Here is a 24,758-nt window from a genome sequence, read left to right as displayed (position 1 = left end):
CATGGCACAACATACATTTCTGGTAGAGATCGGTACTGCTGAGCTGCCGCCCAAAGCCCTGCGCTCCCTGGCCGAAGCCTTTGCCGACAACTTCAAAGCCGAACTGACCAAGGCCGATCTGGCCTTTGGCGACGTCGAGTGGTTTGCCTCACCGCGCCGTCTGGCGCTGAAAGTGAGCGAGCTGGCTGGCGAACAGCCGAGCAAGAGCGTCGAGAAGCGCGGCCCGGCCGTGGCGCAGGCGTTCGATGCCGAAGGCAAGCCGACCAAGGCTGCCGAAGGCTGGGCCCGTGGCAACGGCATCACTGTTGAGCAGGCCGAGCGTCTGGTCACCGACAAGGGCGAGTGGCTGGTTCACACCGCCAAGGTCGAAGGCCGTCCAGCCAAAGAATTGCTGGGCGAACTGGTTAGCCAAGCACTGGCCAAACTGCCCATCCCGAAAATGATGCGCTGGGGTGACAAGACCATCCAGTTCGTGCGTCCGGTCTTCACCGTGACCCTGCTGCTGGATGGCGATCTGGTTCCCGCCCACATTCTGGGTATCGACTCTGCCCGCACCATTCGCGGTCACCGCTTTATGGGCGAGAGCGAGTTCACCATCGACAACGCCAGCCAGTACCCGCAGATCCTGCAGGAGCGCGGCATGGTGATTGCCGACTTTATGGCGCGCAAGGCCAAGATCAAGGCTGACGTCGAAGCGGCTGCTGCCGCCTTCGGTGGCGTGGCCGATCTGGACGACGCCCTGCTGGAAGAGGTTACCGCACTGGTCGAGTGGCCTGTGGTGCTGACCGCCAACTTCGAAGAGAAGTTCCTGGCCGTGCCGGCTGAAGCGCTGGTTCACACCATGAAGGGTGACCAGAAGTATTTCCCGGTCTACGACAAGAACGGCAAGCTGCTGCCGAAGTTCATCTTCGTCACCAACATCGAGTCCAAAGACCCGAGCCAGATCATCAGCGGCAACGAGAAGGTGGTTCGCCCCCGTCTCTCTGACGCCGAGTTCTTCTTCAAGACCGACCTCAAGCAGACCCTGGCCTCCCGCCTGCCGCGCCTTGAAACCGTGCTGTTCCAGCAACAGCTGGGTACCGTCAAGGCCAAGGTCGAGCGTATCGAGACCGTTGCCGGCTTTATCGCCGAGCGCATCAGTGGTGGCGATAGTGCCGTCGTGACTCAGGCCCGCCGTGCCGGTCTGCTCTCCAAGTGTGACCTGATGACCAACATGGTCGGCGAGTTCACCGACACCCAGGGTGTCATGGGGATGCACTACGCCCGTCACGATGGCGAAGACGAAGCCGTGGCCGTGGCCCTCAACGAACAGTACATGCCGCGCTTTGCCGGTGATGCCCTGCCGTCCGGTCTGGTTGCCTGCGCCGTCGCGCTGGCCGACAAGTTCGACACCCTGGCCGGTATCTTCGGCATCGGCATGCTGCCCAAGGGTGACAAGGACCCGTTCGCCCTGCGTCGCGCTGCCATCGGTGCCCTGCGCATCATGACCGAGAAGCAGCTGGATCTGGATCTGGTTGAACTGGTTGAAGAAGCGGTACGCGTCTACGGCGACAAGCTGACCAACAAAACCGTCGTTACCGACGTGGTCGACTTTATGCTGGGCCGCTTCCGCGCCGCCTATCAGGACGAAGGCATCGGTGCCGACGTGGTGCTGGCCGTACTGGCCCGCCGCCCGACCCGTCCGCTCGACTTCGATCGCCGCGTCAAGGCCGTCAGCCACTTCCGCACGCTGGATGCCGCACTGGCACTGGCTGCCGCCAACAAGCGCGTGAGCAACATTCTGGCCAAGGTCGAAGGCGAACTGCCGACTGCCGTCAAACCGGAACTGCTGGTCGATGCCGCCGAGAAGGCGCTGGCCACCCAGGTTGCCGAACTGCAAGCCGAGCTGGCCCCGCTGTTCGCTGCCGGTGACTATCAGGCTGCCCTCACCCGTCTGGCCGCCCTGCGCGAGCCGGTCGATACCTTCTTTAACGAAGTGATGGTGATGGCCGACGACGAAGCCCTCAAGGCCAACCGTCTGGCACTGCTGAACAACCTGCGCAACCTGTTCCTGCAAGTCGCGGATATCTCCCTGCTGCAGTGATTCTGGTTGAGTCAGTGATATTAAAAACGGCGCCGCGAGGCGCCGTTTTTTATAAAAATAACTTTTAAATAGAAGATGAATAATCTTTAAAATTATTACCTACGAGGACATTCTCTAATACAATAAAATCAACATGATCATTAATTAATGGCGCATTGAGCAATCCAACTACATTCAACCAACAAATTAACGCTGAATACTTGCCTTCATAAAAACCAACAAGCTCATGATCACCATCACTATTTTTATATATAGATAACAAATGGCCATAGCTATTTAACTCAACGTTTATTAATGAGGCACTTTGTTGTAAAAAGCCAGATATAAAACCATCTGGTACATTTGAGTCAGGCACATTAAACGTTTTGTTATACTTCTTGCTCAGTGATAACGTACCCAACGCTGCCAATATGCTAATAAAGCTACCTTCTATATAAGCTTTCATTTTGGGGTCAAGCTCATTTAGTTCTATATATTGATGAGGGTATAACTGTGGACTAGTATAAATTAACACATCTAATCGTTCAGAATGCCTAGAAAGCAAACTAAGAATTTCTTCTAATTTCATTGTGGCTTTCTGTACATCTAATTGCTTCTTTTGATAGTAAACTGCAAACGCAGCGCCAAGGAATGTCAAAAAAGAAAAAATAGTTCCTATTGTGCCGCCAATAAAACTACCAAAATTCGACCACGCTTGATCAGATGTAGATAATGAATAATGTGAGATTGGTGCAAATATATAGATGTAGAGAAGTAACGGAGCACTAACCAAAACCAACACACAAAACATCACAATAATAAAATTTCGCTTTCCCATAGACTTCGCTCCATATTTTAGCAATGCTAATAATAAAGCTACAGGCTTAATTAGCGAAGAATTATCACCTCGGTAGGTTCGATTAGCCGTCAGGCGTAATCGGACGTTCGCGTAAATAGGCTCTCCCGCCATAACCGCCAGCCGAATTTCCAACTCCGGCTGGCCGCCCCGGCTTCACGGCAACAACCGCAACCAAAGCCTCTCGTTCGTCCGATTACGCTGCGCTAATCGAACCTACAGGGGGCAATGAGCTGTTATCATTTGAGACAGTGCCCAGCGCCGCCACGGCCAATCAGAGGAACGTCATGAACATACCTGCCGCCCCCGCCCCGTCAATCTGCCAGCAGTGTCAGGAGCAGGTGGATCTAGACTTCGACTTCACCATGGCTTTTCAGCCCATCGTCGATTGCAGCAAGCGCACTATTTTCGGCTACGAGGCGCTGGTGCGAGGGCTCAACAACGAGCCGGCGCAGAGCGTGATTGCCCGGGTCAACGACGACAACCGCTACCGCTTCGATCAACTGTGCCGCATCAAGGCCATCGCGCTGGCCGCCCGGCTCGATATGCGGGGCATGCTGAGCATCAACTTTCTGCCCAATGCGGTCTACCGTCCGGAACGCTGCATCCGCACCACCCTGCAGGCAGCCCGCGAGCACCTCTTCCCCATCGAGCAGATCATGTTCGAGCTGACCGAGGTGGAGCAGGTGCAGGATAGCCAGCATCTTCGCGGCATCGTCGATCACTATCAGGCGCTCGGCTTCAAAACGGCGATCGATGACTTTGGCGCCGGTTACTCGGGCCTCAACCTGCTGGCCGATTTTCACCCCAACATCGTCAAGCTCGATATGCACCTGCTGCGCGGCATCGACCATGACCCGACCCGGCAAGCCATAGTGCGCCACTGTCTGGCACTGTTTGCGGAGCTGAAGATCACCCCGCTGGCGGAGGGGATCGAGACCCGCGAAGAGATGGCCTGCCTGCGGGAGATGGGCATCAGCCTGATGCAGGGCTATCTGTTTGCCCGCCCCGGCTTTGAAACCCTGCCCGAGATGGATTTCGCCAGCCTGTAAGCCAGTCGGTCTGCACTGCCTCCCCCTCAGCCCACTCCCACCCGAATAAGAAAACGGACACCCGAGGGTGTCCATGTGCATACCCTGTGACCTTGCGCCATGGTTACACAGTCACCCTCCCCGGTTAATGGGTCAGCTGTGGCAACAGTTGCAACAGGTGAGCCCGTATCGCCAGCGGCGTCTGGCTGACCCAGATCTCCAGCAGGCCATACGCAAGCAACGGCAGCACCAGCAGCAACAGGCAGAGCAGCCCCAGCAAACGGCTTGGTGCGAGCCGATGCACCTTGCTGCCAAGGTGCAGGGCCTCGACCCGCTTGGGGCAGGCGGCCACGCAGCTCAGGCAGCCGGTGCACTCCAGGCTGCGTACCGCGATAAGCTGGTGCACCGCAATGCGCGATGGACAGGCCCGGCTGCACTTGTCACAGCCGTGACCCTGGCTTCGCAGGCAGCGGGCCGGGTCGCGGCGAATGCGCAGCGGCGTCAGTAGCCCCAGCAGGGCGAGCCAGGCGCCATAGGGGCAAAGGTAGCGGCAGAATCCCTGACGAAAGGTCGCGGTAAGCAGCAACACCCAGCCGAGGCACAGACCCGAGATCAGGGTCAGGTTGAAGAAGAAAGCCCCCATCTTCATATCCGCCGCCTGATGGTAGGGGCTGGTGAAGTAGCCGGGCAGGGCAGCAGCCGGCACCGCCAGCAGGATGATGAAGAGCAGAAAGCCGAGCACCAGAAATTTCTGGGTGCGCAGGGCAAGATCCAGCCAGCGCGGCGGGCTCCACTCCCCCGGCAGCAACCGGTGGCGCAGGCCATGTAGCCATTCCCCCACCAGCCCGAGCGGACAGAACCAGGCACAGAACGCCCGCCCCAGCAGCAGGGCCGACAGGGAGAGTACCAGTACGGTGACGGTGGCCGCCGGATGGTGGGGATCCACCAACCCCTGCGCGAACCAGGCCCGCAGCCCGAGGCCACCGGCGATGGGCAGGAAGGCATCCACCACGTCCGGGCGCACCAGCCAGGGGCTCATCCCCTGTCCCAACTGCCAGATATGCAGGCTGTATTGCACTGTGACCAGCCCCCAGCAGAGCAGCAGCAGATGGCGAGTGCGCGCCCGCAGCCACTGGCTGTCGAGCGCTTCTAGGGCGGGCAGCGGCCGCCTCTGGTGCCGGGGGGCAAGCACGGCGGTGACCGTCCCCAGTGCGAGCCAGAGCAGGCTATCCGCCACCAGCAACCAGACCAGCCCCAGCAGGCCGAGCGCAAGACGCCCCGGCCAGCCGGTGCGTACCTGCCACGCCAACAGCACCAGATAAACCATACCGGCCACCATGGTTATCGCTTCAATCACGCTCATGCATCCCCCACTGCCTACATCCGGATCCGGCAGCAAGGATAACTAACATTTGAGTTGATTATTTTGATCTGCATGGGCCGAGGGAGGAGTTATGGCCAATGCCTCCCTCGCAGGCTCTCCCCTCTTTCAACGACACGCCGCCTCACCAGCCAGGAACTAGCCGCGGGCACGGTGGAGGTGGTAGTCAACGTGATAGTCGTTGGCATTACGGAACATGATGGAGTAGTTGAGGAACTCTCCGCTCTCGCTGTATGAGAGTGAGGTGAGCCGCAGGATAGGGGCTCCCTGCTCGATATGGAGCTGCTCGGCAGTAACCCGATCCGCCAGCACGGCACTGAAGCACTCATAGTTGCCCGCAATCGCGATGCCGCACTCCCGTTCGATGTAGTCGAATTTGGACCCTTCCAGATGGGCGACCGACAGATTGCGAAACAGTCTGACCGGCATATAGCTCTCTTCCAGCAGCAGAGCCCGACCATCCACCGAGCGGATCCGGCTTGAGTAATAGACGGGTTCATTCACCTTAACCCTCAGCTGACTGGCGATGGCCGGTGGCGCGGGCATGGTACGAAACTCCAGTACCTGGCTGGTCAATGTGCGCCCCTGCTCGCGCATCAGTTCGGTAAACCCGCTCAGACCTTTGGTCTCATGCTGAACATCCTTTTTCGTCACATAGGTGCCGCTGCCGTGGCGCCGCTCGACTAATCCCCACTCGATCAACATATCTACCGCTCTGCGGATGGTCATGCGGGAGACGCCATACTGTTCTGCCAGCGCTTCTTCGCCCGGCAACACATCTCCCACCCGACACTCGGCACCGTTTACCCTGATCCTGAGTCGATCAGCCACCGATTTATAGATCACTGCTAGACATCTCCTGTGGTCACAACGCCAACCATCTTATTCTTAAGCAAGTGGATAAATTGCATAAAAACAATAACTTAAATTTAAACTAAAGCTGCAAGAACATCACAAAACCAAGAGGTACAACAATATCGCAAAAGTTAGACATCTTTGTCTAAATAACTGCATGCGTCAGATCACATTATTCCAAGATATTTCATGAGGTCTCTTTTTATCGTTGCTAATTTGCATCAGGCAACACCGGCAAGGATTCGATTAGCTATTTCAACCAAGGGACAATATATGCTCAGTCAAATTCAACGTTTTGGCGGAGCAATGTTCACTCCTGTACTGCTTTTTCCTTTTGCAGGTATGGTAGTAGGCATTGCAATTATGCTGAAAAACCCGATGTTTGTCGGTGAATCACTGGCAAACCCACAAGGATTATTCTTCCAGATCATCCATATTATTGAAGAAGGTGGCTGGACAGTATTCAGGAATATGCCGCTTATATTTGCGATTGGCCTGCCAATCGGTCTGGCAAATAAGGCACAAGCCAGAGCCTGTCTGGCTGTATTGGTCAGTTTCATGACCTGGAACTATTTTATCAACGCCATGGGCATGACCTGGGGCAGTTATTTCGGGGTCGACTTCAGTCAGGATGTAGGGGGTGAAAGTGGCCTCGCCATGGTAGCGGGGATCAAAACCCTGGATACCAGCATCATAGGAGCCATCGTCATCTCCGGCATCGTGACGGCACTGCACAACCGCCTGTTTGATCGCCAACTGCCGGTCTTTCTCGGCATCTTTCAGGGCAGCTCCTTTGTCACCATTGTCGCCTTCTTCGTGATGATCCCCTGTGCCTGGCTGACCCTGCTTGGCTGGCCAAAAGTACAGATGGGCATCGCCTCCCTGCAGAATTTCATGCTGGTCTCGGGTCCGGTCGGGGTGTGGGTATACACCTTCCTCGAGCGGATTTTGATCCCGACCGGCCTGCATCACTTTATCTACGGCCCCTTCATCTTCGGCCCAGCGGCAGTAGAGGGGGGCATTCAACTCTACTGGGCGCAGCACATGCTGGAGTTCAGCCAGAGCACTCGCCCGCTGATTGAACAGTTCCCTCAGGGTGGCTTTGCCCTGCACGGCAACTCGAAGATTTTCGGTGCCATGGGGATTGCTCTGGCCATCTATGCCACGGCAGCCAAAGAGAACAAGGCCAAGGTGGCAGGCCTGCTGATCCCGGCCACCCTGACCGCCATTCTGGTCGGTATCACCGAGCCGCTGGAGTTCACCTTCCTCTTCATCTCGCCGCTGCTGTTTGCCATCCACGCCCTGCTGGCAGCCACCATGTCGACTGTGATGTACCTGTTTGGTGTGGTCGGCAACATGGGTGGAGGTCTGCTCGACCAGTTCCTGCCGCAGAACTGGATACCCATGTTCCACAACCATGCGGGAATGATGTTCACCCAGATCGCTATCGGGTTGGTCTTTACCGGAATCTGGTTCCTGATATTCCGCGCGCTGATTATCAGACTCAATCTTAAAACACCGGGCCGGGAAGACAGTGAAATAAAGCTTTATTCAAAATCAGATTATCAGGCAGCCAAAAACCAGCGTGGCAGTGATAGTGCAACACAAATTATCGAAGCGCTTGGTGGAATCAAAAATATACACAGTCTGAATAACTGCGCCACCCGCTTAAGAATATCGTTGGTTAACAGCAAGCTGGCAGCAGCAGATGAGGAGTTTATTAAATTGGGTGCCCATGGGGTCGTCCGCCATGGCGATAGTATCCAGGTAATTATCGGTCTGCATGTACCTCAGGTACGTGAAAATATGGAATCGATTATGAACAACAGTCATCAACAATCGTCTTTAGTAATGGAGTCATGATCATGAAAAAATTCTCTGTAGTCATTGCCGGTGGTGGCAGCACTTTTACTCCTGGTATCGTTCTGATGTTGCTGGAAAATCAACATCGCTTCCCGCTCAAGGAGATCAAATTCTACGACAACGATGGTGCCCGTCAGGAGATCATCGCCGAAGCCTGCAAAATCTTGCTGAAAGAGAAGGCTCCCGAGATCGCCTTCAGCTATGGCACCGACCCCAAAGCAGCATTTAGCGATGTAGATTTTGTCATGGCCCATATCCGGGTTGGCAAATATCCGATGCGCGAGCTGGACGAGAAGATCCCGCTGCGTCATGGGGTGGTCGGTCAGGAGACCTGCGGCCCGGGCGGTATCGCCTACGGCATGCGCTCCATCGGCGGGGTGCTGGAGCTGGTCGACTATATGGAGCAGTACTCACCCAATGCCTGGATGCTCAACTACTCCAACCCGGCCGCCATCGTCGCCGAAGCGACCCGTCGCCTGCGTCCCAACGCCAAAATTCTCAACATCTGCGACATGCCGATCGGGATCGAGGGGCGCATGGCCCAGATTGCCGGTCTCAAATCCCGCAAAGAGATGCGGGTACGCTACTACGGCCTCAACCACTTTGGCTGGTGGACCCGCATCGAGGATCTGGAAGGCAACGACCTGATGCCGAAGATCAAGGAGCACGTTGCCCGCCACGGCTATGTGCCCAACAGCGCCAGTCATGCCGAAGCCAGCTGGAACGATACCTTCGCCAAGGCAAAGGATGTATGGGCGCTCGACCCGGATACCCTGCCCAACACCTATCTGAAGTACTACCTCTACCCGGACTATGTGGTGGCCCACTCCAACCCGGAACACACTCGCGCCAACGAAGTAATGGAGCACCGCGAGAAGCAGGTCTTTACCGCTTGCACCGAGATCGTCAAGGCAGGCAACTCAGCAGCTGGCGAGCTGGAGATCGATGAACACGCCTCCTATATCGTGGATCTGGCAACCGCCATCGCCTTCAACACTCAGGAGCGGATGCTGCTGATCGTACCCAATCGCGGCGCTATCCCCAACTTTGACCCGGAAGCCATGGTCGAGATCCCCTGCCTGGTCGGCAGCAGTGGGCCAGAGCCGTTGCAGGTGGGCAGCATCCCGCTGTTCCAGCAGGGCATGATGGGCCAACAGGTCGCGGTCGAGAAACTGGTGGTCGAAGCCTGGGTTGAGCACTCTTACCAGAAACTGTGGCAAGCCATCACCCTCTCCAAGACAGTGCCCAGTGCATCGGTGGCCAAGTCCATTCTCGATGACTTGATAGAGGCCAACCAAGCCTACTGGCCGGAACTGAAATAAACCGCCCATAAACAAAAACCCCCTCGTGACAGAGGGGGTTTTTCGTGTTGGCAACGGGTGTGGATTAACGCAACGGTTTGACCGAGCGACGGACGATCAGCTCCGGCTGTACCGTCATCGATTCCACTTCCAGCTCCTTGTTGCGGATCCGGCTGACCAGATGCTTCACCGCCAGCTGGCCCAATTCCGCCTTCGGGTGACGGATGGTGGTCAGCGGCGGGCTGGAGAAGCGCGCCATCTCCACATCGTCGTAGCCGATGATGGAGATATCGTCCGGCACCTTGACTCCCGCTTCCCAGGCAGCGCAAATCGCGCCGATCGCCATGGGATCGTCGAAGGCAAAGACCGCGGTCGGACGAGGCTGCAGGGCCAGAATGCGCTGCATGGCATCGAAGCCGCTCTGGCTCTCGTAGTCCCCCTCAAAGATCTGTTCATCTTTGAGGGTAAGACCGTGTTCACCCAGCGCATCACGAACCCCGTCCAGTCGCTGCTGGGTGGTCGGCTTGGAGAGCTGACCCGTGATGCAGACGATGTCGCGGTGCCCCAGCTCCAGCAGATGGCGAACGGCCATGCGGGCGCCGATGCGGGCGTTGTCGTTGATGACGTTGGCGAAATCGCACTCCGTCCCCCAATCCAGTACCACCTGCGGCACGTTCTTGTGGATGCGCAGCATGTCGCGCAACGGAGTGTCGATATCGGTCCCCAATACCAGCAGACCATCCACCCGTTTTTCCATCAGCATTCTCAGGTAATGCTGTTGGCGAGGCGGCTGGTTTTCGGTGTTGCAGAGGATCAGGCTGTAGCCCTGTTCGAAGCAGTACGCTTCAACCCCTTGCACCACTTCCGCGAAGAAGGGGTTTACGCTGGTGGTCACCAGCATGCCAATGGTCTTGGTCGAATTTATCTTAAGACTGCGCGCTACCGAGTTGGGCGCGTAGTTGAGTTCTGCCACCGCCTCAATCACTTTCTGGGTCGCGTCTTCGCTGACCCGCCGAGTGTGGTTGAGCACATGTGAGACGGTGGAGATGGATACGCCTGCGCGCGAGGCGACATCCTTGATAGTGGCCATCTCTGTCTCCTGACTGTCAAAGGCGGAACATTAGCAGATTTCCCGAATAAAGGCTTGGTTTTAACGGGCTCTGCCACGGAATTGTCAATGCCGGCTAATTTAGGCGCTCATTTCTGTTTGCGCAAACGATTAATGGTCAAAATGGGAGCACCATCAGAGTAAAATATCACCAGACTAATCCTCTGTGCTTCATCATAATCACCTCTGGTTACCAAGATGTTAAGGCTAAGAATCGATACTAAATTCCAATTAAACACAAATGACAGGTCATTTATTTCAAAATAAGCCCACCCTACCCCCTCTGGTTAGTATCTTTAACAGCTTGTTATTGCCCCGTGAGGAATGATAGAACCATACCTATAGCCGGATGCACGGGATGTCGATCCGGAATGGCACTCGTAAATGAAACAATCCACTGATTAAGGGACGAATCAATGCATAAGTTGAGCAAAATTACAGTAAGCGCAGCGGTTTCTTTGGCTCTGTTTGGATCGATCTCCATCGCACACGCGGCAGACACCATCAAGATAGGTATCGCAGGCCCGCTCACCGGCCCGGTTGCCCAGTACGGGGACATGCAGTTCACCGGCGGCAAGATGGCGGTCGAGCAGATCAACAAGGCTGGCGGCATCAATGGCAAGCAGATCGAAGCCGTCATCTATGACGATGCCTGTGATCCCAAGCAGGCGGTAGCCATCGCCAACAAGGTGGTAAATGATGGCGTCAAGTTCGTGGTCGGTCACCTCTGCTCCGACAACACCCTGCCCGCCTCCGACATCTATGAAGACGAGGGGATCCTGATGGTTACCCCCGCCTCCACCAACCCCAAGATCACCGAACGCGGTTACCAGCTGACCCTGCGCACCATCGGTCTGGATAGCGATCAGGGCCCGACTGCCGCCAAGTACATCATCGAGCAGGTCAAACCCCAGCGCGTCGCCGTTATCCACGACAAGAAGCAGTACGGTGAAGGGATCGCCTCCAGCGTCAAAGCCGCACTCGACAAGGCTGGCGTGAAGGTGGTGGCCTATGAAGGGATCACCGCCGGTGACAAGGACTTCTCCGCCCTGATCGCCAAGCTGCAGAAAGAGAACGTCGATTTCGTCTACTACGGCGGCTATCACCCTGAGCTGGGCCTGATCCTGCGTCAGGCTGGCGAGAAGGGGCTGAAAGCCAAGTTCATGGGCCCGGAAGGGGTGGGTAACAAGGATATCTCCGCCATCGGCGGCCCGGCTTCCGAAGGCCTGCTGGTGACCCTGCCGAACAAATACGATCTGGTACCTGCCAACGCCCCGCTGGTCGCAGCGTTCAAGGCCAAGGGTCAGGACTCCTCCGGCCCGTTCGTCTGGACCACCTATGCCGCGGTGCAGAGCCTGGCTGCCGGTATCGCCAAGGCGGGTGAAGATGACCCGGCCGCCGTTGCCGCCGCCATCAAGGCCGCACCGATCGATACCGTGATGGGCCCCCTGACCTGGGCACCTAACGGTGACCTGAAAGGCTTCGAATTTGGTGTGTTCCAGTGGCACGCTGACGGTACTTCCAGCCAAGTCAAATAATCTGCCGATCGGGGGTGAGTACGCTCACCCCCTCCTCTCTTTGCGGGCAAGTACAGGGAACGCAGTATGTCCGAACACCTCCTTTATCTCGTTCAGCAACTGCTGAACGGATTAACCATAGGCAGCACCTATGCGTTGATCGCCATTGGCTACACCATGGTCTATGGCATCATCGGCATGATCAACTTCGCCCACGGCGAGGTGTACATGATCGGCTCCTATGTCGCTTTTATGGTGATGGCGGGGCTCATGATGATGGGCATCGACAGCACCTTTCTACTGCTGGGGGGCGCCTTCCTGGTCAGTATTATCATCACCGGCACCTATGGCTGGAGCATCGAGCGGGTCGCCTACCGGCCACTGCGCGGTGGCAACCGGCTGATCCCTCTCATCTCCGCCATCGGCATGTCGATCTTCTTGCAGAACATGATGCGGATGGCTCAGGGCTCGCGGGATATCGCCATGCCCAGCCTGATCTCCGGTGGCTGGACCCTGGGGGGGGAGGATGGTTTTCAGGCCAGCCTCTCTTATATGCAGCTGATCATTTTCGTGGTGACTTTCATCACCATGCTGGCGCTGACCCAGTTCATCGGCCGCTCCCGCATGGGCCGCGCCTGCCGCGCCTGTTCGGAAGATATCAAGATGGCCAACCTGCTGGGCATCGACACCCACGTGGTCATCTCCATCACCTTCGTGCTGGGGGCCGCGCTGGCCGCCGTCGCCGGGGTGCTGCTCGGCATGTATTACGGCGTCATCAACCCCTACCTCGGCTTTATGGCCGGTCTGAAGGCCTTCACTGCCGCAGTGCTGGGCGGTATCGGCAGCATTCCGGGCGCCGTACTGGGCGGCCTGCTGCTCGGCGTGGTTGAAGCGCTCACCGCCGGTTATCTCAGCACCGAGTACAAAGATGTGATGGCGTTTGCCCTGCTCATTTTTGTGCTGCTCTTTATGCCGACTGGCATCCTGGGTCGTCCGGAAGTGGAGAAAGTGTGATGAAACATCAATTTATCCACGCCTGTATCGCCAGCCTGGTGTTGCTGGTGCTATCTTTCTGGCTGCTCGGCTTCAAGCTGGAGACCGATGGCGCCAGCCTGCAGGTAGTGAGCCGCCTCGATGTGTCGCTGGCCTGGCTACTGGGGGGCGCCACCCTCGTTTTCTGGTTCCAGATGCTGCGCGGCCAGATCGCCAAGCTGTTTCAGGCCTCCATCAGCGGCTTCTCGGTCGGCTTTACCAAGCTGGTGCTGCCGAGCCCGGAAGAGGCGCCCAAGCTCTATAACCTCACCGCCGTGCTGGTGCTGCTGTTCGCGGTGAGCTGGCCCTTTATGGCCTCTCGCGGCGCCATCGATCTCGCCACCCTCACCCTGATTTACATCATGCTGGGGCTGGGGCTGAACGTGGTGGTCGGCCTCGCCGGCCTGCTCGATCTCGGCTATGTCGGCTTCTATGCGGTCGGCGCCTACAGCTATGCTCTGCTCAACACCTACTTCGGGCTGAGCTTCTGGGAGTGCCTGCCCATCGCCGGGCTGATGGCCGCTACCTTCGGCTTCCTGCTCGGTTTCCCGGTGCTACGGCTGCGGGGGGACTATCTGGCCATCGTCACCCTGGGTTTTGGCGAGATCATCCGCATCCTGCTCAACAACATGACCACCCTGACCGGCGGCCCGAACGGGATCTCCGGCATCCCCAAGCCGACGCTGGGGGGGTTGGAGTTCAACCGCACCGTCAAGGATGGGGGCTTTGATACCTTCCACAACTTCTTCGGCATTACCTACAACGCCAACCACAAGGTGATCTTCCTCTACCTGATGGCGCTGGTGCTGGTGGTGGTGACCCTGTTCGTCATCAACCGCCTGCTGCGCATGCCGCTGGGCCGCGCCTGGGAAGCGCTGCGGGAAGACGAGATCGCCTGCAAATCGCTGGGGCTCAACCCTACCATCATCAAGCTGACCGCCTTCACCATAGGCGCTACCTTCGCGGGCTTCGCGGGGAGTTTCTTTGCCTCGCGGCAGGGCTTTATCAGCCCGGAATCCTTCGTCTTTATCGAGTCGGCCATCGTGCTTGCCATCGTAGTGCTGGGTGGCATGGGCTCGCAGATCGGGGTGGTGCTGGCTGCCATCGTGATGACGGTACTGCCGGAGCTGGCCCGCGAATTCAACGAGTACCGCATGCTGATGTTCGGCCTCTTGATGGTGTTCATGATGATCTGGCGGCCACAGGGATTGCTGCCGATGACCCGTCCGCATCTGGAGTTGAAGAAATGAGTACACATCAGAAGTTATTGGAAGTTTCTGATCTATCGATGCGCTTCGGGGGCCTGCTGGCCGTCAACGGGGTCAAGCTGGATATCGACAAGGGTGAGGTGATCTCCATCATCGGCCCCAACGGCGCGGGCAAGACCACCATCTTCAACTGCCTGACCGGTTTCTACTGTCCGAGCGGCGGCACCATCCGTTACAAGGGTGAGGAAATCCAGGGGCTGCCCGGCCACCTCATCGCACGCAAGGGGATTGTGCGTACCTTCCAGCACGTGCGGCTGTTCAAGGAGATGACGGCGGTGGAGAACCTGCTGGTTGCCCAGCACCAGCACCTCAACACCAGCTTTATCGCCGGCCTGTTCAAGACCCCGGCCTTCCGCCGTGCCGAGCAGGAGGGGCTGGAGCGGGCCGCCTTCTGGCTGGATAAAGTGGGCCTCAAGGATCTTGCCAACCGCGCCGCCGGTAATCTGGCCTACGGTCAGCAGCGCCGCCTCGAGATCGCCCGCTGCATGGCGACCCGTCCCGAGCTGCTGATGCTGGACGAACCGGCCGCCGGTCTCAACCCGAAGGAGACCGACGAGCTGGACGAGCTCATCATGAGCCTGCGAGACGAATTCGGGGTCTCGGTGCTGCTGATCGAACACGATATGAAGCTGGTGATGGGTATCTCCAACCGCATCTTCGTAGTCAGTCAGGGCACCCCGCTGGCCCACGGCAAGCCGGACGAAATCCGCAACAATCCGGCAGTGATCAAGGCCTATCTGGGCGAGTCGTAAGGACAAAAAGATGTTAGAACTTCGCAACGTATCGACCCACTACGGCAAAATTCAGGCGCTGCACGATATCAGCGTCGAGGTGAAAGAGGGTGAAATCGTCACCCTGATCGGCGCCAACGGCGCGGGCAAGACCACCCTGCTGATGACCCTCTGCGGTGAACCCAAGCCCAGCAGCGGCTCCATCTGGTTTGAGGGGGAACAGATCAGCTCCCTCACCACCGCCCGCATTATGCGCAAGGATATCGCCGTGGTGCCGGAGGGGCGCCGCATCTTCGCCCGCCTGACGGTGGAGGAGAACCTGCTGATGGGCGCCTTCTTCGTCGACAAGGCCGAGCAGCATGGCCTGCTGGATCAGGTGTTCACCCTGTTCCCGCGCCTGCACGAACGCTTGCAACAACGGGCGGGCACCATGTCCGGCGGCGAGCAGCAGATGCTGGCCATCGGCCGTGCCCTGATGAGCAAACCACGCCTGCTGCTGCTGGATGAACCCTCGCTGGGGCTGGCCCCCATCGTCATCCAGCAGATCTTCGACACCATTGAGCAGTTGCGCCAGAAGGGGATGACCATCTTTCTGGTGGAGCAGAACGCCAACCAGGCGCTCAAGCTGGCCGACCGCGGTTATGTGCTGGAGAACGGCCACGTGGTGCTGCAAGACACGGGCGCCGCCCTGCTGGCCAACCCGGCAGTGCGGCAGGCCTATCTGGGCGGTTAACCCACTGACCCGCATGCCATATCAACAAGGGAGCCGCTGGCTCCCTTATCTTTTGTGGGGTTAGTTTGCGCCCAAGCTTGCGGTACACTGGCCCGTAATCAACCTATTCGCAGGACATCCCGATGGACCAGTTTGCCCATATCAATGCCCATGATGCCCACCAGAAACTGAGCGCGGGTGAAGCCCGTCTGGTGGATATTCGCGACCCGCAATCCTTTGAAGCGGCCCACGCGGTCGGCGCCTTCCACCTCACCAATGGCACCCTGGTGCGCTTTATGAATGAAGTGGATTTCGATACCCCGGTCATCGTGATGTGCTATCACGGCAACAGCAGTCAAGGGGCGGCCCAATACCTGCTGCAACAGGGTTATGACGAGGTCTACAGTCTGGATGGCGGCTTCGAGGCGTGGCGCAGGGAGTTTCCCATCGAGGCAGGCGAGGCATGATCCAGCTGCTGGTGCTCGACAACGCCCGCATGGCGCAGGCGCTGGTGGACTATCTGGCGACGCTAGGGATCTCCTGCGAGCTGACCCAGTCCGAGCTGGGGGTCACCATCTGGCTGGCGGACGAGCAACGCCTCGCTCAGGCCCAGCTGGAGGTGAAGCGCTTTCTGGCCGAGCCGGGCCACCCGCGCTATATGGAAGCCTCCTGGCAATCCGGCCGCGCCGATGCTCGCATCGACTACAGCAAGGGGATGACGGACCCCATCACCGATTTCCTCCATCAGGCGGGGCCACTGACGCTGGTGGTTATCATCGCCTGTCTCGCCATCTACGGGATCGAGGCCATCGGCCTGCCCATCTACGATGAACTGGCATTCCACCCGACGCTGGCCCAGTTCACCGACTGGCAGGCATGGCGTTATTTCACCCCCGCCCTGATCCACTTCTCGGTGCTCCATCTGGTGTTCAACTTGCTCTGGTGGTGGTATCTCGGCGGCCAGATCGAACAGCGCCTCGGCAGCGGCAAGCTGCTGATCCTGCTGCTGGTGGGCGCCGCCCTGCCCAATATCGCCGAGTTCTTCGCCAGCGGCCCGCTGTTTGGCGGCCTCTCCGGCGTGGTCTATGCCCTGCTCGGCTACTGCTGGCTGCGCAGCAAGCTGCAACCGGCCTGTGGCCTGACTCTGCCACCGGCGCTGATGGGCTTTATGCTGTTCTGGATGGTGCTCGGCTTCTTCGACATGCTCGGAACCAGCACCGCCAACATCGCCCACCTGACCGGTCTGCTGGCCGGCCTGCTGCAAGGCTGGCTGGATCGCAACCACCAGCCGACCTGATTATTCAGCAGTTGCAGAAACGAGAAAGCCGCCCCGAAGGGCGGCGTTTGCTTATGGTCTGCGCAGTTACTGCTTGAGCAGGGTGTCGTCAGTCACCTTGACCGCCGCACCGCCACTCATAAAGAAGCTGGCGAACTGGGTCTGGCTCTCGGTGGTGACCGCGCCAGTCGGATCAAAGTTCTCGTCAGGGGCCAGCAGCGAGCTATGGCCCCCTTTCAGGAAGCGCGCAGCATGGTGACCCGCCGGGAGCACGCCGGAACCCTTCAGCTCTTGCAAACCCAGTACCCGGAACAGCGGCTCGGTACCACCCAAAGGCGCGGAGGCGATGCTGTTGGGGATCACCTGATCCGGTAAGCTGAGCGCCCCATCACCAACAATTTCGGTGGCGAACAGCGGGAAGCTCTTGGCGACGCCACTGCCCAGATTGATCGGGTCCGCAGAGTCCAGCACTGACTGGGCGGCAAAGGTATAGCTCTGCAAGGTGCTCGCAGCCCCCGCCTGAGTAGCCGCATCCAGACTGGGCAGGAACTCGTTCACGAAACAGGTCGGCACCGCCGTCTGGCAACCGGGAGCATAAGCCTCAAACCCGGCCTTCAACTCAGGACTGCCCGAGGTGAGCACGCTCATCTTGATGGTCGGCCCGAAGCTCGGCGAGTTGAGCAGCAGCGGGGCGATGCCGCCACCCGGCATCGCAAGACCGCCGGTATCGAACTTGAACAGGGCATCAGCCTGAGCACTGCCGGTGGTCTGGTTGGCGACAGCCAGCAGATTGGCCCCGGTAATGGCACCGAGTGAGTGACCGAGGAAATGCACCTTTAGACCAGCACCACCCAATTGGCCACCCAGCCCCTTGGCATTGGCCAGACCGACAGCCAGGCGAAGGCCAAGCAGATCGGCCACGCTCTGTTTCAGGTTGTCCCGCGCCACCGTCAGATAACCCAAATTCAGATAGGGAGTCGGGTTCTCGGAGGTGGTGACGGTATCCATGCTGCCGCTCAGGGCATAGCCACGCTCACCGTGCAGCGGGTGATCGATCACCACCACAGCAACCACCTTGTTCACTGATGGGTCTAACCCGGCACCTATCTGGCTCAGCGCCAGCGCATAGGCGTTCTCCTTGATGGAGGTGACCCCGTGCTGATAGATGATCACATCGGTGACAGTGCTGAGGTCAGTGGTGGGGGCAAAGATCCGCAGCGGTACAGATTGTACTTCGGTCAGGGTCGGCAGCGGGTTGAAACGACCGATATTGCGCTCGGCATCCAGCGGCTTGCCACCCGAGGTGAGGGTCACCCCGATCAGCTTGCTCGCCTCCCTCAGCAGATCGGCCTGACGGCTCGGATCGGCGATCAGCTCACCCAGCAGTACTGGGTCCACACCCGCCCCGACCAGCCCACCGATCACCTCGATATCACCCGCTTTCAACGCATTGGCGATGGCATAGAGGCTGGGAATGGCGCCATGCCAAGATTGGGTCTTGGCCTTGTCCCAGGAGCCGGCTATCGCCGGGGTTGAGAGGAAGTAAGGGAGTTTGACGGTGCCGGTATAAACCTTGGTTACCGCTGCGACTCCATTTAGGGTGCCATTAGCCGCCACAGCGGCAGCAATCGCATCACGATCTTTCTGCGGCAAGAATGGCTCGTTCGCCAGCTGGGTCAGAAAATCCACCCCGCCATTGAGCGCATCAATCGTATAGGTCCCCGGCAGGCTGGTGTTGCCTTTGGCGTCCTGCTTCCACAACGATGCGGCATCCAGGGTCGGGCTCTGCAACACGGTGGCCGCAGCTCCCTTCACAGCCAGCAGCACATCGGCGCCAGATTGGGTGGCAAACCAGTCGGAGAAAATTACCCGATCGCCGGTAATCCCGGTAGCGGCCTTGAACAACGCTTCCTGCAGCACAATCAGGCTGCTGATGGTCTGCTCCTGCGCGGTTGCACCAGCCGTCGATTTGAAGTTGCTGTAATCACCGCCGGCCTTGAGCGGCGTACCACGACTGTCCTTGAGGGAGTCGGTCGCCACGATCATGTAGTAGGAAGAGGGATTGAGCGGCTTGAGCGGAACCAGATTGAGTTTGCCGCCACCATCACTCACCACAAAGTCAGTGCCATAGGTCAGAGGCTTATTGTTCTTCACTCCAACGGGTCGCTGAGTCACCGGATCCAGTACCAGCTCCAGCAGGTAGAGGGGCGCAACGGCAGAGACATACTCGCTGGCCGCCGGGGCCGGCACAGAGACACCGGTCACGGTCGCCGGTACCAGCTGGACGGGTTGGGTGGTTGACCAGCCATCAAGGGTGGAGAGGGCAGATACCGGGTTCGACAGATCAGCAGTTTCTGTCGAAAACTTCAGGGTACCATCGCTGGCGCGGGGGGCCAGCACACTCGGGCGAAGTCCATTGGCTCCACTCAGGGCATAGTCCAGGGAGCTGGTAGTATCTCCCTTGTTGTCATCTCCACCACATCCGCTCAGCAGAGCGCTGACAACAGCTGCATAAATTAGCTTCTTCTTCATTTTTTATTCTCTTTTTATAGGGTTGTTATCCATCACCAGCCAACGAGGCCATCACGACCGCGACTGCAAGACGTTAACATAAAACCAACAACCAACGAGACTCATGTTGGTCATCTTCTGCTCAGGTTTGTGGAGAGAATCAAGGTTTTACGTCAACAAAGGGGCGCAAGGGTAACAACAGTGAGTGATTAACCAGACCCGACCAGCCAGCGGGCACCATCACGACTAAAAAGCCGCCGCGATCTCGGCAAAGTGAGGCAATTGTCGGTAGAATGTCCGCCAACGCTTAAGGAGGACATCATGATCGACCCGAAGAAACTGGAAGAGATCGCCAAGCAGGTGCACAACTCCCTGCCACCCGGCATTCGCAGCATGGGTGAAGAGGCCGAGAAGAAGATGCGTCAGGTACTGCAAGCGCAGCTGGGCAAGCTGGATCTGGTCAGCCGTGAAGAGTTCGACGTGCAGACCAAGGTGCTGCTGCGTACCCGGGAAAAACTGGCCGCCCTCGAAAGCAAGCTGGCTCAGCTCGAGCAGCAGCTCGGCGCCAAAGGCGAATAACGAAAACCCCAGCTCAGCTGGGGTTTTTGCTTTGTATTGAACCTGTAAAAAGCATCACACCTGAAGCAGATACCAGGCCCGCTTGCCGCGCGCCTTGGCCTCGTACATGGCCCGGTCGGCCACCTCCAATGCCTGTCGGAAGCTCAATGGTTGCTCCTCCCACAGGGCGATGCCGATACTCAGCCCCACCCGCTGCGGGCAACCGGGTTTGGGCACGTAACCATGCATCCGGCAGATCAGGGCATCGGCCAGATGAGCCAGAGCATGGTTTGATACATCACGATGCAGATAAACCACAAACTCGTCACCGCCGTAACGGCCGCACAGGGCAGAACCCGGCATAATGAGACGCAACCACTCCGCCATCTGCTGCAGTACCTGATCACCACAAGCGTGGCCCAACTGGTCATTGATCCCCTTGAAGTCATCCAGATCGATAAAGAGCAGTGCCCCCGTCCCTTGTGGCGGCTGTAGAGCGAACGCCTTGCCAAATCCCTGCCGGTTGAGCAGGCCGGTGAGCGCATCGCAGTTGGCACGCTCTGCCAGCCGCTGCTCATAAGCCTTGCGCTGGGTGATATCGATATGGGAGCCCATGATCCGCAATGGCCTGCCCTCATCATCCCACTCCACGACGCGACCACGATCCCACAGCCAGGTGATCTCCCCGCCCGGGCTGATGGTGCGGTATTCAGCTTCGTAGAAGGGCGTTTTCCTCTCAAGGTGGGCAAAGTAGCTGCCCATGGCATGGGCGCGATCGTCGGGATGGAGCTTGGCGCTCCACTGATCGAAATGAGGGGCCATGTCACCGGCCTGAAAGTTCTGCAGATTGAAGACCCGCAGCTCACCGGTGGGAATGGTGCCCTGCCAGAGGCAAATGCCGGTGCCATCGAGGGCGGCATTGAGCTTCTCCTGCAACAGACCATTGTCATGCTTTAGCGCGGCGATATCAGCCTGCAAACGGGCAAACGCATCACCACCGGAGGAGGGTTCCGGCATGGCGGCCAGCTCAGTCGCGCAGGGTGCCTCCCGATCATACCCGGGCTGCCCCCTTGCCTCTTTGCTTAACACTGCGCCTCCTTGTGCTTGCTCTATGGATACTCTTGTCAATCCAAACAAAGATGCCACCAGCCAAGCCAGATTAGTAGCCATTCATAGCCAAAATATTGAAAAATAATGGGATAACGCCGCGATAATCCAACCATTCGGTACGATCAGGTACTGCGGCAGCCACAAAAAAAGCCCCCGGCAAAACCGGGGGCTGCGTCATCCAAGCGGGGATCCCGTCAGATAAATTCGTAGGCATCACCAAAGATGCGCTCCGGCTCGGCGCCAAGGATCTTGAACTCCTCACGCGCGGCACCCGCCATCTCGAAACGGCCGGCGACATAGATGTCGTAGTCGTGGAGGCTGACGAAGTCATCCATGATCGCCTTGTGCACCAGTCCGTTCTTGCCGGTCCAGTCGGCGTCAGGCTCCTGCACCACCGGAATAAAGGTGAGCGGCGCATAGTCACGCTCCCACTGCTGCATCTGCTCCAGTTCGTAAAGCCAGTGAGCCTGACGCACACCCCAGTAGAAGAACACCGGACGCTTGCTGCCCGTGTCGATCAGGTACTCCAGAATGGAGCGGGCGTAAGAGAAACCGGTGCCGCCCGCCATCAGGATCAGCGGACGGGGGGATTCATCGCGCAGGAACGCCTTGCCAGCCGGCAATTCAACCTCGATCTCCCCCTGCTCGCGCATGCGGGCCAGCACCTGACCGGCGTAGGCGTTCTCGGGAGTGGCGCCGATCTGCAGCTCCAGCACGCCCGGGCGGGTCGGCGAGTTGGCGATGGAGAAGGGGCGCTTGTCCGAATCGCTCATCACCACCAGCAGATACTGGCCCGGCTTGAAGCTGATCGCTTGCTGCGGCGTCAGGGCCACATGCCAGATGGTGTCGACATATTCGCGCAGTTCCTCTACGCGGCATTTGATACGTTGCATTCTTGTCCTTGTGGCGGGCTCGCTCGGCCCGCTTCGCTCATTGTTTCACTATGGAGTGACGACCAGCAGCCCTGGCCCCGTCAGTCGAGAATACTCAAATCAGTGCGGATCGCATCACTTTTTGCAGCAAAGCTGTCATGTTTGCCTCATCCGAGGATATTGAGCTCATCCCAGATGGCATCCACCTTCTGCTTCACCGCCTCATCCTGCACTATGGGCTGACCCCACTCCCGATTGGTCTCGCCCGGCCACTTGTTGGTGGCATCCAGCCCCATCTTGGAGCCGAGGCCGGAGATCGGCGAGGCGAAGTCCAGATAGTCGATCGGGGTGTGCTCGATCAAGGTGGTGTCCCGTGCCGGGTCCATCCGGGTGGTGATGGCCCAGATCACATCCTTCCAGTCGCGAGCGTTGACGTCATCGTCACACACCACCACGAACTTGGTGTACATGAACTGGCGCAGGAATGACCAGACTCCCAGCATCACCCGCTTGGCATGGCCCGGGTAGCGTTTCTTGATGGTCACCACCGCCATCCGGTAGGAGCACCCCTCCGGCGGCAGATAGAAGTCCACAATCTCGGGGAACTGCTTCTGCAGCAGCGGCACGAACACCTCGTTCAGCGCCAGACCCAGCACCGCCGGTTCATCAGGCGGACGGCCGGTGTAGGTACTGTGATAGATGGCATCGCGCCGCTTGGTGATGTGGGTGATGGTGAAGACCGGGAACTCGTCCACCTCGTTGTAGTAACCGGTGTGGTCGCCATAGGGCCCTTCCGGCGCCATTTCGCCCGGTTCCAGATAGCCTTCCAGCACGATTTCTGCGCTGGCGGGCACCTCCAGATCGCAGCTGATGGCCTTGATCACCTCGGTACGACTGCCACGTAGCAGACCGGCAAAGGCATATTCGGAGAGAGTATCCGGCACCGGCGTCACCGCGCCGAGAATGGTCGCGGGATCGGCGCCAAGTGCCACCACCACCGGGAATCGCTCACCGGGATGGGACTCCTGCCACTCGCGAAAATCGATGGCACCGCCACGATGATCCAGCCAGCGCATGATCAGCTTGTTTTTGGCGATCTTCTGCTGGCGATAGATGCCGAGGTTCTGGCGCTTCTTGTAGGGGCCACGGGTGATGGTGAGGCCCCAGGTGACCAGCGGTGCCACATCGCCGGGCCAGCAGTGCTGGATCGGGATCTGGTCGAGATCGACCGCATCTCCCTCCTGCACCACCTGCTGGCAGGGGGCGGAAGAGAGCCGCTTGGTCGGCATGTTGAGCACCTGCTTGAAGATCGGCAGCTTCTCCATCAGCTCCTTGAATCCCTTGGGCGGCTCGGGCTCCTTGAGATAGGAGAGCCAGACCCCGACCTGACGCAGGGCGCCCACATCGGGCTGCCCCATGCCCATGGCAACCCGATCCGGGGTACCGAACAGGTTGGTCAGCACCGGCATGGTGTAGCCTTTGGGATTTTCGAACAGCAGAGCCGGGCCACCCGCACGCAGGGTGCGATCGCTGATCTCGGTCATCTCCAGATAGGGATCTATCTCGCGGGTGATGCGCTTGAGTTGTCCGTTTTGTTCCAGCTGCGCGATGAAATCACGCAAATCCTTGTATTTCATGCAAGTTCCCAACCGGGTTCAGGAGGTCACGCATTATAACCCTGGCTGCCCATCGGGTGTACCCGAATCGGGCAGCAGACTCGGTGCAATGGGTGGCATGTCACGCTGGCCGAGGCGTCTGGCCAGCGCAGAGAGCAGCTGGGGCTCGTCCACCTCCATCAACAGACCGGCCACCAGCGCCCCGTATTGACGGTTGGAGAGTTCCGCCAGCAGGTATTTCTGGGCCTGCGGCGGCAAGGGGGAGAGCGCGCTCAGTTGGCGCAGGGCCGGCTCTCTCAAACCGGGATTGCCGCTGGCGGCAATCAGCAGGGAGCTGGCCGTATTGCCATGATGGAAGCGGTTGATGGTGGCGAGTGCGCGCAGCGCATCCTGATCTGCCGGCCGCCGCCACAACATGCCATAGAGCGCCGGTTCACCTGTGCGCAGCAGCAGATGGAGCAACAGCTGATTGTCGGGCAGATAGATATTCCGGCTGGCCAGCGCTTGCGCCTCCCGCATCCAGATCGATTGCGGCAAGGCGTCGAGGGCCAGCAACAGGGCTTGCTGCTGCATGGCAATATCGGGGTTACTGCTGTAATAGAGGGACTTTAGCTGGAAGCTACCTTGGGCAAGCTGCTGCTGATAGCGCTGCACCAATGAGTGCAGTTGCCACTCCCCCAGCAACTGACGGGCCTGCGCGGCAAAATCGTAGACAGGTTGCTGCACCAGAAAACCGTCTACCTGCTGCTCCAGCAGCCACTCGGGAGCCTTGTCGGCCTGTGCCTCGACCCAGCGTTGCAACGCGGGGGACGCAGGAGCGGTAACCGGAATATCCCGCAGCAGCTGCAACAGCAGGAACTCCCGCTGCTCGCGGCTCAGGGTCGCCAGCAGAGAGTCGATGGCGGCAAATTGTCCTTGCTGCAGACGGCTCGCCAGATAGCGCTGGTGCGTTTGCAACGTCTCGGCTGTCACCGTAGCCGGAGCACTCTGCGCACAGACTGGCATTGCACTCAGCAATCCCAGCAATAACCAGACAACAGGCTTCATGACGTCTCCATCCATGCGACATCGGGATCTCATACTACTAGGGCAACCGGA

The 24,758-nt window shown here is 58.7% G+C and carries 21 protein-coding genes; 12 read left to right on the top strand and 9 right to left on the bottom strand.

All coding sequences use genetic code 11. From position 1 onward, the window contains the following. Window position 1 precedes the first annotated feature (1 nt). A complete protein-coding gene (gene glyS / locus G5168_RS18635) occupies window positions 2-2,083 on the top strand; it encodes a glycine--tRNA ligase subunit beta (protein WP_421252563.1) in 2,082 nt (693 codons plus the stop codon). A 64-nt stretch (window positions 2,084-2,147) separates the two neighbouring features. On the opposite strand, the gene G5168_RS18630 is transcribed toward glyS, so the two are convergent. After that, entirely contained in the window at window positions 2,148-3,053 is a 906-nt protein-coding gene (locus G5168_RS18630; protein ID WP_216993381.1) for a hypothetical protein, read from the bottom strand. Window positions 3,054-3,205: 152 nt separating this feature from the next. Between G5168_RS18630 and G5168_RS18625 the strand changes: the two genes are divergently transcribed. Beyond that, window positions 3,206-3,970, top strand: coding sequence for an EAL domain-containing protein (locus tag G5168_RS18625; RefSeq protein WP_421173137.1), 765 nt, complete (start codon window positions 3,206-3,208; stop codon window positions 3,968-3,970). Between the two features lie 124 nt (window positions 3,971-4,094). Here G5168_RS18625 and G5168_RS18620 read toward each other — a convergent pair whose 3' ends face one another. Continuing rightward, window positions 4,095-5,312: a 4Fe-4S binding protein gene (locus tag G5168_RS18620; protein WP_216979829.1), complete on the bottom strand. Its 1,218-nt coding sequence runs from the start codon at window positions 5,310-5,312 to the stop codon at window positions 4,095-4,097. A gap of 156 nt (window positions 5,313-5,468) precedes the next feature. Continuing rightward, complete coding sequence (locus tag G5168_RS18615) at window positions 5,469-6,176, bottom strand: GntR family transcriptional regulator (RefSeq protein WP_421252562.1); 708 nt, start codon at window positions 6,174-6,176, stop codon at window positions 5,469-5,471. A gap of 282 nt (window positions 6,177-6,458) precedes the next feature. Between G5168_RS18615 and G5168_RS18610 the strand changes: the two genes are divergently transcribed. Together G5168_RS18610 and G5168_RS18605 are read left to right on the top strand one after the other, a co-directional pair. Continuing rightward, window positions 6,459-8,048: an alpha-glucoside-specific PTS transporter subunit IIBC gene (locus tag G5168_RS18610; protein ID WP_216980251.1), complete on the top strand. Its 1,590-nt coding sequence runs from the start codon at window positions 6,459-6,461 to the stop codon at window positions 8,046-8,048. Continuing rightward, window positions 8,045-9,370, top strand: coding sequence for a 6-phospho-alpha-glucosidase (locus G5168_RS18605; protein WP_337073718.1), 1,326 nt, complete (start codon window positions 8,045-8,047; stop codon window positions 9,368-9,370). The genes G5168_RS18610 and G5168_RS18605 overlap by 4 nt, the downstream gene beginning before the upstream one ends. Window positions 9,371-9,434: 64 nt before the next feature. Here G5168_RS18605 and G5168_RS18600 read toward each other — a convergent pair whose 3' ends face one another. Further along, window positions 9,435-10,439 carry a substrate-binding domain-containing protein gene (locus G5168_RS18600; RefSeq protein WP_005342437.1) on the bottom strand — a complete coding sequence of 335 codons (1,005 nt, stop codon included), beginning with the start codon at window positions 10,437-10,439 and terminating at the stop codon, window positions 9,435-9,437. Window positions 10,440-10,873: 434 nt separating this feature from the next. Here G5168_RS18600 and G5168_RS18595 point away from each other — a divergent pair, with 434 nt between their 5' ends. The 7 genes from G5168_RS18595 to glpG all read left to right on the top strand — a co-directional run bounded on the left by G5168_RS18595 (window position 10,874) and on the right by glpG (window position 17,014). Next, the gene (locus G5168_RS18595; protein ID WP_005342436.1) at window positions 10,874-11,995 is read left to right on the top strand and encodes a branched-chain amino acid ABC transporter substrate-binding protein; all 1,122 of its coding nucleotides are present in this window, start codon (window positions 10,874-10,876) and stop codon (window positions 11,993-11,995) included. 66 nt (window positions 11,996-12,061) lie between these two features. After that, window positions 12,062-12,988 carry a high-affinity branched-chain amino acid ABC transporter permease LivH gene (gene livH / locus G5168_RS18590; RefSeq protein ID WP_005339439.1) on the top strand — a complete coding sequence of 309 codons (927 nt, stop codon included), beginning with the start codon at window positions 12,062-12,064 and terminating at the stop codon, window positions 12,986-12,988. Beyond that, window positions 12,988-14,256 (top strand): high-affinity branched-chain amino acid ABC transporter permease LivM, encoded by a 1,269-nt coding sequence (locus tag G5168_RS18585; RefSeq protein ID WP_162515240.1) that lies wholly within the window; start codon window positions 12,988-12,990, stop codon window positions 14,254-14,256. The genes livH and G5168_RS18585 overlap by 1 nt, the downstream gene beginning before the upstream one ends. Beyond that, window positions 14,253-15,026 carry a high-affinity branched-chain amino acid ABC transporter ATP-binding protein LivG gene (livG, locus tag G5168_RS18580; RefSeq protein WP_110304531.1) on the top strand — a complete coding sequence of 258 codons (774 nt, stop codon included), beginning with the start codon at window positions 14,253-14,255 and terminating at the stop codon, window positions 15,024-15,026. The genes G5168_RS18585 and livG overlap by 4 nt, the downstream gene beginning before the upstream one ends. A 10-nt stretch (window positions 15,027-15,036) precedes the next feature. Next, on the top strand, window positions 15,037-15,738 hold the full coding sequence (locus G5168_RS18575) for an ABC transporter ATP-binding protein (RefSeq protein ID WP_236297787.1): 702 nt from the start codon (window positions 15,037-15,039) through the stop codon (window positions 15,736-15,738). 122 nt (window positions 15,739-15,860) lie between these two features. Further along, a complete protein-coding gene (gene glpE / locus G5168_RS18570) occupies window positions 15,861-16,184 on the top strand; it encodes a thiosulfate sulfurtransferase GlpE (RefSeq protein WP_005355913.1) in 324 nt (107 codons plus the stop codon). Then, entirely contained in the window at window positions 16,181-17,014 is an 834-nt protein-coding gene (gene glpG / locus G5168_RS18565; RefSeq protein WP_236297786.1) for a rhomboid family intramembrane serine protease GlpG, read from the top strand. The genes glpE and glpG overlap by 4 nt, the downstream gene beginning before the upstream one ends. 66 nt (window positions 17,015-17,080) lie before the next feature. Here the strand turns inward: glpG and G5168_RS18560 are convergent, their stop codons facing one another. After that, on the bottom strand, window positions 17,081-19,525 hold the full coding sequence (locus G5168_RS18560; protein WP_421252561.1) for a VolA/Pla-1 family phospholipase: 2,445 nt from the start codon (window positions 19,523-19,525) through the stop codon (window positions 17,081-17,083). 300 nt (window positions 19,526-19,825) lie between these two features. Here G5168_RS18560 and ubiK point away from each other — a divergent pair, with 300 nt between their 5' ends. After that, entirely contained in the window at window positions 19,826-20,083 is a 258-nt protein-coding gene (gene ubiK / locus G5168_RS18555) for a ubiquinone biosynthesis accessory factor UbiK (RefSeq protein WP_005339429.1), read from the top strand. A gap of 54 nt (window positions 20,084-20,137) precedes the next feature. Here ubiK and G5168_RS18550 read toward each other — a convergent pair whose 3' ends face one another. The 4 genes from G5168_RS18550 to G5168_RS18535 form a co-directional block, all read right to left on the bottom strand. Further along, window positions 20,138-21,151, bottom strand: coding sequence for a GGDEF domain-containing protein (locus G5168_RS18550; RefSeq protein ID WP_374996239.1), 1,014 nt, complete (start codon window positions 21,149-21,151; stop codon window positions 20,138-20,140). A gap of 215 nt (window positions 21,152-21,366) precedes the next feature. Beyond that, complete coding sequence (fre, locus tag G5168_RS18545) at window positions 21,367-22,065, bottom strand: NAD(P)H-flavin reductase (RefSeq protein WP_257701113.1); 699 nt, start codon at window positions 22,063-22,065, stop codon at window positions 21,367-21,369. A 146-nt stretch (window positions 22,066-22,211) separates the two neighbouring features. Continuing rightward, a complete protein-coding gene (gene ubiD / locus G5168_RS18540) occupies window positions 22,212-23,681 on the bottom strand; it encodes a 4-hydroxy-3-polyprenylbenzoate decarboxylase (protein ID WP_421249954.1) in 1,470 nt (489 codons plus the stop codon). A 33-nt stretch (window positions 23,682-23,714) separates the two neighbouring features. Continuing rightward, window positions 23,715-24,707, bottom strand: coding sequence for a hypothetical protein (locus tag G5168_RS18535; RefSeq protein ID WP_421249955.1), 993 nt, complete (start codon window positions 24,705-24,707; stop codon window positions 23,715-23,717). Window positions 24,708-24,758: the final 51 nt, after the last annotated feature.

Source organism: Aeromonas sp. 600724 (assembly GCF_049175135.1).
Taxonomy (GTDB): Bacteria; Pseudomonadota; Gammaproteobacteria; order Enterobacterales; family Aeromonadaceae; genus Aeromonas; species Aeromonas veronii_A.
Note: the sequence above shows the minus strand (reverse complement) of the source record. Positions and strands in the feature narration are given on the sequence as shown.